14 protein-coding genes are annotated in these 13,472 nt (G+C 62.2%); 10 read left to right on the top strand and 4 right to left on the bottom strand.

What is annotated here, in order from left to right; all coding sequences use genetic code 11:
- Positions 1-75: 75 nt before the first annotated feature.
- From H040_RS23865 to H040_RS23845, 7 genes are all read left to right on the top strand, one after another.
- Positions 76-771, top strand: coding sequence for a M949_RS01915 family surface polysaccharide biosynthesis protein (locus H040_RS23865; protein WP_027918926.1), 696 nt, complete (start codon positions 76-78; stop codon positions 769-771).
- A gap of 107 nt (positions 772-878) precedes the next feature.
- Entirely contained in the window at positions 879-1,208 is a 330-nt protein-coding gene (locus H040_RS23860; RefSeq protein WP_027918925.1) for a hypothetical protein, read from the top strand.
- Positions 1,209-1,275: 67 nt separating this feature from the next.
- Positions 1,276-1,437, top strand: coding sequence for a hypothetical protein (locus H040_RS27545; RefSeq protein ID WP_177326697.1), 162 nt, complete (start codon positions 1,276-1,278; stop codon positions 1,435-1,437).
- A 135-nt stretch (positions 1,438-1,572) separates the two neighbouring features.
- Complete coding sequence (ccoM, locus tag H040_RS27980; RefSeq protein WP_027918924.1) at positions 1,573-1,689, top strand: cytochrome c oxidase subunit CcoM; 117 nt, start codon at positions 1,573-1,575, stop codon at positions 1,687-1,689.
- Between the two features lie 169 nt (positions 1,690-1,858).
- Complete coding sequence (locus H040_RS23855; protein ID WP_027918923.1) at positions 1,859-3,847, top strand: FUSC family protein; 1,989 nt, start codon at positions 1,859-1,861, stop codon at positions 3,845-3,847.
- On the top strand, positions 3,834-4,040 hold the full coding sequence (locus H040_RS23850) for a DUF1656 domain-containing protein (protein ID WP_027918922.1): 207 nt from the start codon (positions 3,834-3,836) through the stop codon (positions 4,038-4,040). Before H040_RS23855 ends, H040_RS23850 begins: the two co-directional genes overlap by 14 nt.
- 11 nt (positions 4,041-4,051) lie before the next feature.
- On the top strand, positions 4,052-4,921 hold the full coding sequence (locus H040_RS23845) for an efflux RND transporter periplasmic adaptor subunit (RefSeq protein WP_027918921.1): 870 nt from the start codon (positions 4,052-4,054) through the stop codon (positions 4,919-4,921).
- A gap of 136 nt (positions 4,922-5,057) precedes the next feature.
- On the opposite strand, the gene H040_RS23840 is transcribed toward H040_RS23845, so the two are convergent.
- Complete coding sequence (locus H040_RS23840) at positions 5,058-5,816, bottom strand: SDR family NAD(P)-dependent oxidoreductase (RefSeq protein WP_027918920.1); 759 nt, start codon at positions 5,814-5,816, stop codon at positions 5,058-5,060.
- Positions 5,817-5,926: 110 nt separating this feature from the next.
- Between H040_RS23840 and H040_RS23835 the strand changes: the two genes are divergently transcribed.
- Both H040_RS23835 and H040_RS23830 read left to right on the top strand, forming a co-directional pair.
- Positions 5,927-6,862 (top strand): LysR family transcriptional regulator, encoded by a 936-nt coding sequence (locus tag H040_RS23835; protein ID WP_027918919.1) that lies wholly within the window; start codon positions 5,927-5,929, stop codon positions 6,860-6,862.
- 87 nt (positions 6,863-6,949) lie between these two features.
- Entirely contained in the window at positions 6,950-7,270 is a 321-nt protein-coding gene (locus H040_RS23830; protein WP_027918918.1) for a DUF2025 family protein, read from the top strand.
- 8 nt (positions 7,271-7,278) lie between these two features.
- On the opposite strand, the gene H040_RS23825 is transcribed toward H040_RS23830, so the two are convergent.
- Entirely contained in the window at positions 7,279-9,849 is a 2,571-nt protein-coding gene (locus H040_RS23825) for a bifunctional diguanylate cyclase/phosphodiesterase (RefSeq protein ID WP_027918917.1), read from the bottom strand.
- Between the two features lie 55 nt (positions 9,850-9,904).
- Complete coding sequence (locus tag H040_RS23820; protein ID WP_027918916.1) at positions 9,905-10,978, bottom strand: diguanylate cyclase; 1,074 nt, start codon at positions 10,976-10,978, stop codon at positions 9,905-9,907.
- A 130-nt stretch (positions 10,979-11,108) separates the two neighbouring features.
- Between H040_RS23820 and H040_RS23815 the strand changes: the two genes are divergently transcribed.
- Entirely contained in the window at positions 11,109-12,203 is a 1,095-nt protein-coding gene (locus H040_RS23815; protein ID WP_081784288.1) for an MBL fold metallo-hydrolase, read from the top strand.
- 2 nt (positions 12,204-12,205) lie between these two features.
- On the opposite strand, the gene H040_RS23810 is transcribed toward H040_RS23815, so the two are convergent.
- On the bottom strand, positions 12,206-13,090 hold the full coding sequence (locus H040_RS23810) for a formate/nitrite transporter family protein (RefSeq protein ID WP_027918914.1): 885 nt from the start codon (positions 13,088-13,090) through the stop codon (positions 12,206-12,208).
- Positions 13,091-13,472 lie beyond the last annotated feature (382 nt).

The following is a 13,472-nucleotide window of genomic DNA, read 5'->3' as shown; positions in this document are numbered from 1 at the left end:
CCATAGACCAGAAGTCCATCAGTCTAGCTGTTTCATCGCAGAACACCGTCTTGCTGACGAGGGCTACGCACCGATATGCCGCTCAAGCACCGCTGGTTGCACACTTCCCTGGCCATGAGCAGCTTGCTGCTGCTGGCTGCCTGTGAACAGAAAAATTTCGAAACCCTGCCAGCGATCCCGGTCGAGCAGCTCGAAGTGCTGGGCGTGCAGACGCCGATCAAGAGCGTGCACTTTCGCGACAGCGACGGCGAGGGGCTGCTGGTGCTCAGCCGCAGCGATGGCCAGGCAGTCGACGCCGAATCCGAGCAGGAAGTCGACAAGGTGGTGCTCAAGGCCACCCTGTACGGGCGCGCTGCCGAGGGTGACGCGTTCAAGCCGCGCTGGCAGATCGAGCAGGAAACCACCTGCCCGGGGCTGGACCTGGATGTCGACTTCTATACCGATGTCAGTGATGTCAGTGACCTGAACAAGGACGGTGTCGCTGAAGTGACCGTGGCCAGCCACGCCTTTTGTGGTGGCGGCATCGATCCGCATGACATTGCCATCGAGATGCGTGAGGGGCAGAACGCCTACACCATCACTGGCCAGTCGTTGATCACACCGGCAGGCGAAGAGCCGGTCGGCGGTGAGCGTGAAGACAGCGCCTCGCTGAAAAATGCGCCGCAGGTGCTGCGCGAGCATATGGATTCGGTCTGGCAGCAGCTCTACAAGCGGCCTTGGAGCGATGCCAGCCCGCCGGCCGACGACGACCCTGAGGACGATCCCGAGTGACAGCTGTCTATACTGGCATGACGCGGTCGTGAGTGGCCGCATCCCCATACCCTTGACGCTCAAGCTGGCTAACGGACGGCCGATACAGTGGGCACAGGAGAACTTCCATGCTGCCGCCGATCATCCCGCTCAGTGCCGCCCCGGTCACCTCGCAACTGGACCCGGTCAAACAGGCTCCCGACATCAAGCCGGTGGTACCTGTGCAGCCTTCGTCCAATGAAAGCGCCATCGACTTGAAGCAGCAGCGCGACCCGCAGGAGCAAGTGCTGTTGCTGCGCGAGGAGCAGCGTCGCCAGCAGCAACGGCGCAACAAAGGCGATGCCGAGCTTTACAACGCCGTGCCGGGTGATGAGGTCAACGCCGACAACACGGTGCCGGTAGCACCGCTGATGGGCGAGAACCCGCGCCAGGGCCTGTTGGTCGATATCGAAGTCTGACGCGGGGCTGGTCACGGCCAGCGCCTGGCTTCATGATGCAAGTCTCTGTAGACCGTCGAGCCCACCCATGAGTCAAGACAACCTCATCGACTTCGATGCCGAGCGCGCCAAGCGCATCCATGACCTCAAGGAAAAACGCCTGAACGAAGTGCGCCAGGCCTTCGAGCAGGCCATGCCGCTTTCCGCCGCGAAGAAAAAGAAACCCAAGGGCAAGCCCAAGAAGCGCTGAAACTTGACGCAGGTCAACCCTGCACCCGCCTCGCGTGCCCGGTCCCGGGCAGCATTGACCCTGATCAATTTTTCCCGCCCCCGTATTCGTTACCTTGCATCCATCGGACAACGGCAAACGAATCGGGAGGCCAGCATGTTCTTCGACAATGTGGTTATCGCGGGTGTGGTAACGGTCGGGTTGATGTTTGCATTCTTTGCCGGTCTGGGCATTTTCATCTGGAAGGATTCGCACAAGCGTAAGCCGCGCTGACCTTCGGATTCACGAGCACGCAAGGCATTTAGGGCGACTTCGGTCGCCTATTTTTTTGTCTGCGTTTTTTGTCGATAAAGATGATTAGCTAGCTAATTAATCGTTTCCGCATTATCCTGCTCGCCATTGTCTATCGTTTAACTGACCATTCCCCCGCAAGGTCCGATTCGTGCCCATCACTTTCCAGGCCCTGTTTGCACCCAGCAGCCTCGCCATCAAGTTCGCCATCAAGACCCTGCTTGGGGCAGGCCTGGCGTTGTGGCTGGCGATGCGTTGGGGGCTGGAGCAACCGTCCTGGGCATTGATGACTGCGTTCATCGTTGCTCAACCGTTGTCGGGGATGGTGGTGCAGAAAGGCCTGGCGCGCCTGGCCGGCACCCTGGTCGGTACTGTCATGTCGGTGGTGTTCATCGGCCTGTTCGCCCAGACCCCATGGCTGTTCCTGATTACCTTGGCGCTGTGGCTGGCCCTGTGCACGGCGGCATCCACGCAATTGCGCAGTGCCTGGGCCTATTCGTTCGTGCTGGCCGGCTACACCGCTGCCATCATTGCCTTGCCTGCCATCAATCATCCCTTGCAGGTGTTCGATCAGGCGGTGGCGCGGTGCACTGAAATCTGCCTGGGGATCTTCTGTGCCACGGCCAGCAGCGCCCTGATCTGGCCGATGAGGGTCGAGCAGCAACTCGCCGGCCAGGCGCGCCAGGCCTGGCAGAACGGTCTGCAGGCGGCAAGCGCCATGCTGGGTGGCGAGGATGAAGCACGCAAAGGGCTGCTGGACAGCCTGGGCCGTATCGTTGCCATCGACACCCAGCGCGAACACGCCTGGTTCGAGGGGCCGCGCGGTCGGCAACGGGCCAGGGCCATTCGCGGGCTGAGTCAGAAATTGATGGTACTGCTGCGTATTTCGCGCTCGGTGCGCCGGCAGTGGCGACAACTGGACGAGCACGAAGCCGGGCGCCTCGCGCCTTGGCTTGAAGAGGTACGGGCGCTGCTGGTCAACCCCGATCAACCGGGCTTGCTGCTGTTGCGTCAGCGTATCTGGGATGCCGCGCATGATGAGCAGATCAGCTCCGCCGAGCACTTCTGCCTGGCGCGCATGGCCTTGCTGCTGGATTACGCCATGGCCGCCACCCAGGCCATGGACGATGTCGAGGCGGGCAGGGCACCAAAGGATGTGGCCCAGGGCCTGGCGGTGCATCGAGACTGGTCACTGGCCTTGTTGTTCGGTTCACGCAGTGCCTTGGCGTTCCTGGTGATGAGCAGCTTCTGGCTGGCCACGGCCTGGCCGTCGGCGCCTGGCGGCCTGGTGCTGACCTGTGTGGTGTGCAGCTTGTTCGCCAGCCGCGAGAACGGGGCACAGATCGGCCTGAGTTTCTTGCGCGGCATCTTCCTTGCGATCCCGGCAGCCTTTCTGGTCGGGCAGATCATTCTGCCGCAATGGAGCAGCTTCGCCATGCTCTGCCTGGGCATGGGCGTGCCGCTGTTCTTCGGGGCGCTGGGCATGGCCCACCCGCGCACCGGCGCCACGGCGACTTCCTATTGTCTGCATTTCATCGTGCTGGTAGCGCCGCTCAATGCCATGACGTTCGGTGTGGCGACCATGCTCAACAGCGCTCTGGCGATGTTGATGGGGGTGGGCGCCGCGGTGTTGGCGTTCCGCCTGCTGGTGTTCCGCCATCCGGCCTGGCTTGGCCGGCGCCTGCGCGCCGCGACCCAGAGCGACCTGGTGCGGCTGACCCGGCGCGACTTGCGCGGTGCCGACAGCTGGTTTGGTGGGCGCATGGCCGACCGCCTGATGCAGTTGGCCCGGCATGCCAGCGAGCTGCCGGCCACCGAGCGCAAGCGCTGGGATGATGGCCTGCACGGGTTGGATATCGGTGATGAACTGGTGCACTTGCGCATGTGCCTGGCGGTGGCCCAAGTGCCCTTGGGGGCTGCCGAGCGCGAATACCTGCAGCAGCTCGAGGCGGTGCTGGCCAAAGGCCCGGGCGCTGGCCGCGGGCAGCGCCTGGATACGGCCAGCGAGCAGTTCATCGCCGCATTGCAGCGGGCGCCGGCCAGCGACCCGTTGCGCCTCGCCCAGGGGGCGGTGCTGCAGTTGCAGAAAAGTTGGGGCAAATGGTGCCGCGCGCAGGAGGATGCCCATGGGCTTGCGTGAGTGGGAGCTGGGCGGTGTGTTGCTCAGCCCGTTTCTGATTTATGTGCTGATGGCACTGGCGCTGACCGGCGTGTTGCGCCTGGTGGTGCAGGCCACGCCGTTGGGGCGCTGGATCTGGCATGAAGCGCTGTTCGACACGGCGTTGTTCGTTTGTGTGCTGTTCCTGGTAGTTCGCCTGCTGGGGCCTTTGTAAGGAGTGAGTCAATGCGTGCCGTCGTTCGTACCCTGGTGACCCTGTGCGTGGTCGCCATTGCCGTTCTGGCCGGCTTCAAGCTATGGCAGTACTACATGCTCACGCCGTGGACGCGTGATGCCCGGGTGCGCGCCGATGTGGTGGTGATCGCGCCGGACGTGTCTGGCTGGGTGCGTGAGCTAAAGGTTCAGGACAACCAGCAGGTCAAGGCTGGCGATCTGCTGATGAGCATCGACCGCGAGCGCTTCCAGGCGGCATACGACCAGGCCAGCGCAGTGGCTGAAACCCGCGCCCAGCAGTTGCACCTGCGTGAGCGTGAAGCGGCGCGGCGCACGGCGTTGGGCCCGGAGGCAATCAGTGCAGAATTACGCGAGAACGCCCAGATCAACGCCGCTGTCGCCCGGGGTGAATTGCATGAGGCCCAAGCACAGTTGCAAGTGGCGAAAATCAACCTGGCACGCAGCGAAGTGCGGGCGCCGCGCAGCGGGCATATCACCAACCTGCGCCTGGCCCAGGGCAACTACGTGAACACGGGTGAGTCGGTGATGGCCTTGGTGGATGATTCGACGTTCTACATTCAGGCCTACTTCGAGGAAACCAAGCTGCCGCGCATTCGGGTTGGCGATGAAGTGAAAGTCTGGCTGATGGGCGCGGGGGATGCGATGCAGGGCCATGTGCAAAGCATCAGCCGCGGCATTACCGATAGCAACAGCAACCCGGACAGCCAGCTGCTGCCGGTGGTGGAGCCGACGTTCAACTGGGTGCGGCTGGCGCAACGGATTCCGGTGCGGATCAGACTGGACCAGATTCCTGAAGGGGTGCATCTGAGTGCGGGGATGACCGCCAGCGTGCAGGTGCATGAGGACCAGGCAGAACAGTGATGGCCATTGGGGCTGCTTTGCAGCCCATCGCAGGCAAGCCAGCTCGCGCAGGTGTTGGCGCTCTTGATACCGACGCTGTAGCGGTGGAAGCTGGCTTGCCTGCGAGGGGGCGCAAAGCGGTCCCAGTTTTTCGGCCTTAAAGGAACATCCCGCCAGAGACTTCCAGTCGCTGCCCGGTGATCCAGCCATTGCCTTCCTCCAGCAGCAGTGCAATGGCTGCGCCGATGTCGTCCGGCAAACCGACCCGCCCCAGTGCAGTATTGCCGGCGATGAAGTCATTGACCTGCTGATTGTCGCGCACCACCCCACCACCAAAGTCTGTCTCGATTGCCCCGGGCGCGAGGATGTTGACGCGGATTGCGCGTGTACCCAGTTCCTTGGCCTGATAACGGGTCAAGACCTCCATTGCCCCCTTCATGGCCGCATAGGCGGCATATCCGGGCAGCGCAAAGCGCGTCAGCCCGGACGAGATGTTGACGATGCGCCCGCCATCGACCAGCAAGGGCAGCAGCCTCTGAGTCAGGAAAAACGGCCCCTTGAGCTGGATGTTCAGCAACCGGTCGAACTGCGCTTCGCTGGTTTCGCTGAACGGCACATTCAAGCCTATACCCGCATTGTTCACCAGGAAGTCCAAGCGCTCGCGGCCAAACTGCTGCTGCAAGGTTGCACTCAGGCGCTCGGTAAAGCTGGCGAAGCTGCTGCTGTCGCTGACATCCAGTTGCAACATGGCAGCCTTGGCGCCGGCCGCTTCGAGGGCCGTGGTCACGCGTTGAGCTTCGTCGGCCTTGCTGTGATAGGTGCCGATGATGTCGATACCGCGTGCGGCCAGATGTTCGGCGGCATTGCGGCCCAGGCCGCGGCTGGCGCCAGTGATCAAGGCGATCTTGCGAGTCATGTCGAATCCCTCGTGGGTGGAGGATTCACAGGTTATTGATCGTGCGGCACCTGTTAAATCCAGTCAGATCGGAAATACTGTTCGCCTGAGTCGAACAGTCGAGGCGACCCATGAACAAGTTGGAATTGCTGCGCACGTTCGTTCGCGTCAGTGAGCTGAGCAGCTTCACGCTGGCGGCAGACAGCCTGAGCCTGCCGCGCTCGACGGTATCCGAGCAGGTGAGGGCGCTGGAGCTATTGCTCGGCACTCGCCTGTTTCACCGCACCACGCGACGCGTCCAGGCAACCCAGGACGGTGCCTTGTTGTATGAGCGCAGCAAGGACCTGCTGTCGGGCATGGACGAAATCGAGAGCCTGTTCCGTGCCGACGATGCCGAACTGGCCGGCTGCCTGCGTGTCGACATGCCCACCATGATGGCCCGCCGTGTAATCATTCCGGCCTTGCCGCAGTTTCTGTCGCGTTTTCCCAGGCTGGAGGTGGAGATCAGTTGTACCGACCGCCAGGTCGACCTGCTGCGTGAGGGTTTCGACTGCGTCATGCGCATCGGCAATCTGAGTGACCTGGATGTGGTGGCGCGGCCTGTCGGCCAGTTGAGCATGCGCAATTGCGCCAGCCCTGGGTACCTGGCCCGTTACGGCGTGCCGCAGGGCCTGGACGACCTGGCCGGGCACCACCTGGTGCATTACGTGCGCAACCTGGGTACGCGCAGCGCGGGCTTTGAATACTTGCAGGCTGGCCAAGTGTGCTATCAACCCATGGCCGGAGTGGTCACGGTCAACAATGCCGAGGCCTATTCGGCGGCGTGCCTGGCGGGCCTCGGACTGATCCAGGTGCCTGCAGTCGGTGTGGCGCATCATCTGGCAAGCGGTGAGTTGGTGGAGGTGATGCAGGGCTGGCAGGCGCAGGCCATGCCAGTGTCCTTGCTGTATGCCCGGCAGCGGCATGTGCCACGTCGGGTCCAGGCTTTCATGAGCTGGCTGGGCGGGTTACTGGCGTCGCAGGTCGATTCAGACGGTGAAAACCTTGGCACAACGATGATCACATGAGCTAGGCTGCCCACTGCGCGTCGCCCAACAGAGGCGACCGTTGCCTGCCTGGCGTGCGTCACTTCCATTCATTTGCGAGGTTACGTAATGGCCATCACTTCTCAGGACATTTGCAGCGCTGCCGACCAGCTCAATGGTTTTGTCGGCTTTCATGGCAAGCGCGGCGTCCATATCGTGCGGTTTTCCGAAGACGCGTTCGGCATGGACGTGGCGGATGACAGCATCACCCCCTGCAGCGAATTCGTCTGGCGGCCACAGCAGGGTGCGCGCATGGCGTTGTGCCGGGAGCGCCTGGCACTGCTGCTGGAGCAGCATGTAGATGACCGGCTGAACATTGGCGAGCCGTTGCGCCTCTACCTGCGACGTCGCGATCTGCCGGAAATCGTGGCTGAGCGCTCGCTGCGCTGAGATGCGGTTCAAGAGGCACCGGCGGACCACCCAGTTTTCTGTTGCAACAATTGCTCGAAGTCGGCCTTGTCCAGCGGCCGACTCAGATAGTAGCCCTGCACCTCATGGCAGCGGTCTTTCTGCAGCGTGCGCAGTTGTTGCTCGGTCTCGACGCCCTCGGCCGTCACTGTCAGCCCCATCGCCTCACCCAGGTTGATGATCGCCTGTACCACGGCGCGGTCGCTGCCGGCGGTATTGGTTAAACCGGCGATGAAGCGCTTGTCGATCTTGATGCTGTCGAACGGGTAGGTCCGCAGGTAGCCCAACGACGAATACCCCGTGCCGAAGTCATCCATGTTCAGCCGCACACCCAGTTCCTTGAGCGCGAGCATGGTGCCCAGGGCACCTTCGATGTCGTTGAGCATGACGTTCTCGGTTATCTCCAGCTCCAGCTGCTGGGCAGGGAAGCTGGTTTCCAGGAGGATGTCGCGAATATCGGCGACCACATCACTGCGCATGAACTGTGCAGGTGACAGGTTCACCGACACCAGCAGATGCGCCGGCCAGTCGAGGGCGCTGCGGCAAGCTTCGCGCAGCACCCAGCGGCCCAGGCTGACGATCAGTCCGCTTTGCTCGGCCAGCGGGATAAAGGTATCCGGCGCGAGCAGGCCTTCCTGTGGGTGTTGCCAGCGCAGCAAGGCTTCGACCGAGACAATGCGTAGGTCGCTCATGCGGTAGCGTGGTTGGTAATGCAGGACGAACTCATTGTTCTTCAGCGCGCGTCGCAGGTCGTTTTCCAGCTGGCGACGGTACTGGATCTGCTGGTTCATCTCGGCGGCGAAGTAGCGCCAGGTGCCTTTGCCATCTGCCTTGGCCTGATACAGGGCGATATCGGCGCAGCGGATCAGCTCGCCGGCATCGAAATCCTGATTGCGGGTCTGGGCGATGCCGAGGCTGGCCCCGATGTGCAGCAGCTGGTTTTCATAGGCAATGGGTTGTTGCAGCAACTCGATCAGCCGCCGGCACAGACGGTCGATCTCGCTACGGTTATCCATGCCTGCCAGCACCAGGACGAATTCGTCCCCACCCAGGCGTGCCACCAGGTCGACGTCACGGGTGGTATCGCGCAGGCGCGCGGCCACTTCCTGCAGCACCGCATCACCGGCCGCATGGCCAAGCGAATCGTTGATCGGCTTGAAGTTGTCCAGGTCAAGCAGCAGCAAGGTCAGCGGTGGCGACTCGCTGCCGCGCAGCAGGGCCTGTTCCAGATGCCTGGCCAGCTTGTTGCGATTGGCAAGGCCGGTCAGTGGGTCGTGCAGGGACAGGTGCTGGATGCGCGCATGGGCCTCGACTTCGTCGGTGATATCGCTGGCAGTACCACGAAAGCCGGTAAGCTTGCCGTCGAGCCGGATTGGCCGTGCCGATATACGGCAATAGCGGTTCTGGCCGTTGTGGTCCCGGTAGGCGCAACGCAGGTTGGCCGGTTGTTCCGAGTCGGTGTCGGTCTGCCCATCGAGCCAGGCTGACAAGGGAGTGGTTTCACAGCTGAGCAGTTGATTCAGTGGCTGGCCAAGCCAGGCCTCGACCGGATCGTCGGTCACACTGGCGAAACGCTGGGACAGGTAGGTGATCCGCTGCTGCCGGTCAGTTTCCCAGATCCAGTCGGATGCGGCCTCGGCCACTGCGCGAAAACGTTGTTCGCTGGCTTCCAGAGCCTGATTGCTCTCTTGCAGACGCTGCAGGCTGAGGTCGATGGCACGAGAACTGCGCAGCGCGTGGCGGAACAGGTAAAGCATCACCAGGCCGAGTACCAGCAACGCGCAGAGCAAGGGCGGCAGCACGGCCCAAAGCAGTTGCCGCCCAGGCAGCGGGCTGATCCAGGCCAGGCGATAACCGGTGTCGCCCAGGGCCACATGCTGGTGACCGTTCTCGTGCTCTTCGTTCTTCTCTATATGCATGCGCGCAAGGCCCGCACCTTCGCCCAGATGCGCGAGTTTGGCCTCAGTGAGCTGATCGACGAACAGCATGACCGGGGCCTGACTCACTTCTGCTGCGGTGACGTCCTTGTCCGGGCGTACGGCCGCAGCGCTGAGTACCGCTGGCCAATTGTTGAAAATGACGAAACGGGTGACTTGCTCCCGGGCGCTGGCGGCTGCGCGCGCGGCATCAATGATTTCAGGCAGAGGCGCATCGATGAAACTGCCCGCAGCGGCCTCGGTAGGCGCGCCTTTGAACAGCGCATAGGTAGTGCGCTGGTCTTCGACCACGAATACACCTTCGTAACCGCTGGCGCTGTACAGCGATTCACCGACATTCTTTTCTTCATAGGCCCACTGCCAGTCGGCCTTGCCAGCCAGGTGCTCGAAGGCCGCGTCCCATACGGCGTAGCTGGACAGAAACTGCCGGGAGGCCAGCAGGCGTTGCTCCAGCGCCTGGGTGGCATGGAAGGCGCTGCGCTGTCGCTCCTGCTGGTCGAGAGTGGCCGCGATGTTGAACAGTGCGCCCAGGGTAACCAGGCAGGCGAGGCCGAAGACCACGCAGAAAACGCCGATCAGGCGACGGACCTGAAGACGTGGGGGAGGGCTGGCGGTCCTGGCCATGCGCGTACAACTCCTTGATGACTGCAGTCCCCCGCCGGTCAATCAGCAAGGGGGTTCAGTCAGGATAGGCCAGCCTGAGCGGGGCGGCCTCGCCTTGCGCAAAATTGACCTGGTCGCGCCCTCGATGCTTGGCGCTGTACAACGCCTTGTCGGCTTGTTCCAGCCAGTGCTCGGGCGACTGGAGGTCGCCGTGGAAGGCTGCCAGGCCGATGCTCAGGCTGATGCGCAGATGCGGCAGCTGTGGGTTGCGGTAGCTGGCGACCTGTTCGCGCAGGCGCTCCATGGCCTGGCAGGCCTGGGCCTCGCTGGTGGCGGGCAGGATCACGCAGAATTCATCGCCACCATAACGCCCGGCCTGGTCGGACTCACGCAGGTTGCGCTTGAGTTCCTCGCTCATCTGGCGCAGCACGCCATCGCCGACCACATGGCCAAAGGTGTCATTGATGGTCTTGAAGTGATCGATGTCGATCAGCGCAATCACGGCAGGCGATTGTTGTAGCAGGCAGGCCTGGAACCTGAGCAGCAGCAGGTCTTTCCAGGCTCCGTGGTTGAGCAGCCCGGTCAGGCTGTCGGTCAGGCTCAGGGCCCTGAGGCGGCGTTTGTGCTCGGCCAGTTTGATCGCCAGGCGATAGCACACCCCGCCCAGCGCCAATGGATAGAGGGTCAGCATTGGCAGGCAGGCATAGACTTGCAGCGTCGTGGCGTTCAGTTGCAGCCCGGTGCCCAGCAGCGCACTGGCCAGCAGCATGCCGGCCAGTTGAGCCATGACCCCGCGAACGATCAGGCGCTTGCCGCCTGCGGCCACGTTGTTCATGGTCATCATCGACAACACGGTCACGGTCGGCAGCGGGTTGAAGTGCATGGCCGCGGTCCAGAAACCGCCCAGCAGCGAATCCAGCAGCAGGTTGCGCTGTTCTGCCTGATAAGGGGCTGCTGAGCGAGATGCCCACTGATAGGCGACATGCGGCCAGAGCAAGCCATTGAACAGCAGCAACAGCCAGGCCCAGATTGGGGGCGATAGCGGTGCCACGGCAGCGGCTACGCTGAACAGGCCGATTCCCAGGCCGATGACGCGCGGCAAGTAGATGCGCTTGACGAATGAAAGTCCCTTGCCGCTGTGATTGTCCATCATGGTCGTTATTCTTCTGCCGGGGTACCGTTTATCGCATAACTCACGTGAATATTGTTGAACAGTGTTTCATCGACGAAAAATGACCTTACAAGCCAATTCACGGTTGATGTAATCCCAGTGGGGTAACATGAAGCCTTTCCTCTTGCTTGGAGTGTTGCTGTTCATGGCTCCCATGGCGAATCCTGGCGACCAATCGGCGCCACAGCGGGACGGACGTTTTCACAACCAGGCCAGCTTGCCCCAGGATGGCGTACTGAAGAAGCTGCGCATCGGCCTGAAGTACCTGTTCCTGCGCAAACCGCCGGAAACCCGGCCGGCGGCGGCAATCAGCGTGCAGCCCATGGCCCGCCAGCAGGTGCTCGATGCGCCGGACCACAGCCTGTGGCGCCTGGGGCACTCCACCGTACTGCTGAAGCTGCGCGGTCGCTACTTCATTACTGACCCGGTTTTCGCCGAGCGCGCCTCGCCGGTGCAATGGGCCGGGCCACAGCGCTTTCATGCCCCGCCGCTGGGGCTGGATGAATTGCCGCCGCTGACCGCGGTGATTCTGTCCCACGATCATTTCGACCACCTTGATGAGCAGGCGATTCGCCAGCTGGCTCCACGTGCCGAGCGCTTTCTGGCACCGCTCGGCGTCGGAGATCTGTTGATCGAGTGGGGCGTGCCTGCGGCAAAGGTCACGCAACTGGACTGGTGGCAGGAAGCCGAGGTCGAGGGGGTGCGCTTCGTCGCCACCCCTGCGCAACACTTCTCCGGGCGCGGGCTGTTCGACAGCAACCGCACCTTGTGGGCGTCCTGGGTAGTGATAGACGACCAGACTCGCGTGTTCTTCAGCGGTGACACCGGTTACTTCTCCGGCTTTGCTGAAATCGGCGAGCGTTTCGGGCCGTTCGACCTGACGTTGATCGAGACCGGCGCCTACAACCTGGCCTGGCCCAACGTGCACATGCAGCCGGAACAGAGCCTTCAGGCACATCTGGATCTGCGCGGGCGTTGGATGCTACCGATCCATAACGGCACCTTCGACCTTTCCACCCATGGCTGGCAGGAACCTTTCGAACGCATCGTCAGCCTGGCCGCTGCGGCCGAGGTGCGGCTTAGCACGCCGCAGATGGGCGAGCGGGTGAGTATCGATTCGCCGCACGAAGGGCAGAACTGGTGGCAGCCGCACCCGGCACGTCAGCGGGGCAGGGCGGCCGAGCGGGCTTTGGCGGCGCGCTGAGTTCAGTTCCGGGGCTGCTGCTGACGCGCTTCCTTCTTTAATAGCTGCGATGGCGGCTTGCCGCTGTCGCTGCGTACCTGGGCGTGGCTGATCAGGGCGAAGATGCAGCTGCCGCCAATGATGTTGCCGGCCAGGGTCGGCAAGGCGAACTCCAGCCAGAAGCTGCGCCAGGTTTCATCGCCAGCCCACACCAGATAGGAAACCTCCACCGAGCCGACGACGATATGGGTAAAGTCGCCCAACGCCATGAGGTAGGTAATCATCAGGATGATCCAGATCTTGGCGTGCTCCATGGACGGGATCATCCAGACCATGGTGGCGATCATCCAGCCCGAAACGATGCCTTTGGCGAACATCTGGCTGATGTCGTTCTTCATGACCTTGCGCCCGACCTCAAGGAATGCCACGTCGGTCTTGCCGTCGAAGATCGGCAGTTCGAGCATCACCCAGGCCACCAGCAAGGTGCCCGCCAGATTGCCCAGCAGCACCACGCTCCACAGGCGCAGCAAACGCCCGAGGTTGGCCAGGGTGGGCGTGGTCATGATGGGCAGTACCGCAGTGAGCGTGTTTTCGGTGAACAGTTGCTGGCGTGCCAGAATCACGGCAAGAAAGCCGGCGCTGTAGCCGATGCTGGCGATGACCTGGGCACTGTCGCCTTCAGGCAGGCGCGCATAGAACAACCCCATGGCCATCAGGGAAAGGCCCATGGTCAGGCCGGCGGCCAGAGCCGACCACCACAGCGCCGCAAGCGTACGCTCCAGCTCCTGATCGCCCTGGGAGCGAATGATTTCGTGCAATACCGCAGCCCGCGGCGGCTGGTTATGGCTGGCTTCCTTCTCTTCGTCCGCCGACAGGCCAGGGGTTTTCTCGCTCTGTGCATCGCTCATGGCCGTTACGCTCCACGGGTTGTTTCTCTACAGAGCGGTGCTTCATGCATTTAGTTGCCGAGGGGCCGAAGATGAAGAACGAAAGTTTTTTCAGATAGAGGTGTTGACTCTGATTCCAAAGCGCGTATTATTCGCCTCCTCGCAGCGTTGAACGCGACGAGGCAAGCGGTAAGTTGTTGAAGTTGAAGGCTTTTGAAAAAAAGCGGATTTAAAAAAACTTCAAATAAACGCTTGACAGCAAATGAGGGTAGCGTAGAATGCGCGCCTCGGTTGAGACGAAAGGCTCTTAACCAAACGCTCTTTAACAAATCGAATCAAGCAATTCGTGTGGGTGCTTGTGAGTACGGACTGATAGTCACAAAGATTATCAGCATCACAAGTG

It is taken from the genome of Pseudomonas sp. URMO17WK12:I7, from assembly GCF_003269045.1.
Taxonomy (GTDB): Bacteria; Pseudomonadota; Gammaproteobacteria; order Pseudomonadales; family Pseudomonadaceae; genus Aquipseudomonas; species Aquipseudomonas putida_J.
The sequence above is the reverse complement of the archived record's forward strand: the minus strand, read 5'-3'. Positions and strand labels throughout refer to the sequence as shown.

Excerpts from the sequence above, each read along its gene's own strand:
- H040_RS23830 (WP_027918918.1), top strand. The coding sequence starts at position 6,950 with ATGGCCATCACTTCTCAGGACATTTGCAGCGCTGCCGACCAGCTCAAT.
- H040_RS23820 (WP_027918916.1), bottom strand. The coding sequence starts at position 10,978 with ATGGACAATCACAGCGGCAAGGGACTTTCATTCGTCAAGCGCATCTAC.
- H040_RS23815 (WP_081784288.1), top strand. The coding sequence starts at position 11,109 with ATGAAGCCTTTCCTCTTGCTTGGAGTGTTGCTGTTCATGGCTCCCATG.
- H040_RS23860 (WP_027918925.1), top strand. The coding sequence starts at position 879 with ATGCTGCCGCCGATCATCCCGCTCAGTGCCGCCCCGGTCACCTCGCAA.
- H040_RS27545 (WP_177326697.1), top strand. The coding sequence starts at position 1,276 with ATGAGTCAAGACAACCTCATCGACTTCGATGCCGAGCGCGCCAAGCGC.
- H040_RS23835 (WP_027918919.1), top strand. The coding sequence starts at position 5,927 with ATGAACAAGTTGGAATTGCTGCGCACGTTCGTTCGCGTCAGTGAGCTG.
- H040_RS23825 (WP_027918917.1), bottom strand. The coding sequence starts at position 9,849 with ATGGCCAGGACCGCCAGCCCTCCCCCACGTCTTCAGGTCCGTCGCCTG.
- H040_RS23845 (WP_027918921.1), top strand. The coding sequence starts at position 4,052 with ATGCGTGCCGTCGTTCGTACCCTGGTGACCCTGTGCGTGGTCGCCATT.
- H040_RS23865 (WP_027918926.1), top strand. The coding sequence starts at position 76 with ATGCCGCTCAAGCACCGCTGGTTGCACACTTCCCTGGCCATGAGCAGC.
- H040_RS23850 (WP_027918922.1), top strand. The coding sequence starts at position 3,834 with ATGGGCTTGCGTGAGTGGGAGCTGGGCGGTGTGTTGCTCAGCCCGTTT.
- H040_RS23810 (WP_027918914.1), bottom strand. The coding sequence starts at position 13,090 with ATGAGCGATGCACAGAGCGAGAAAACCCCTGGCCTGTCGGCGGACGAA.
- H040_RS23840 (WP_027918920.1), bottom strand. The coding sequence starts at position 5,816 with ATGACTCGCAAGATCGCCTTGATCACTGGCGCCAGCCGCGGCCTGGGC.
- ccoM (WP_027918924.1), top strand. The coding sequence starts at position 1,573 with ATGTTCTTCGACAATGTGGTTATCGCGGGTGTGGTAACGGTCGGGTTG.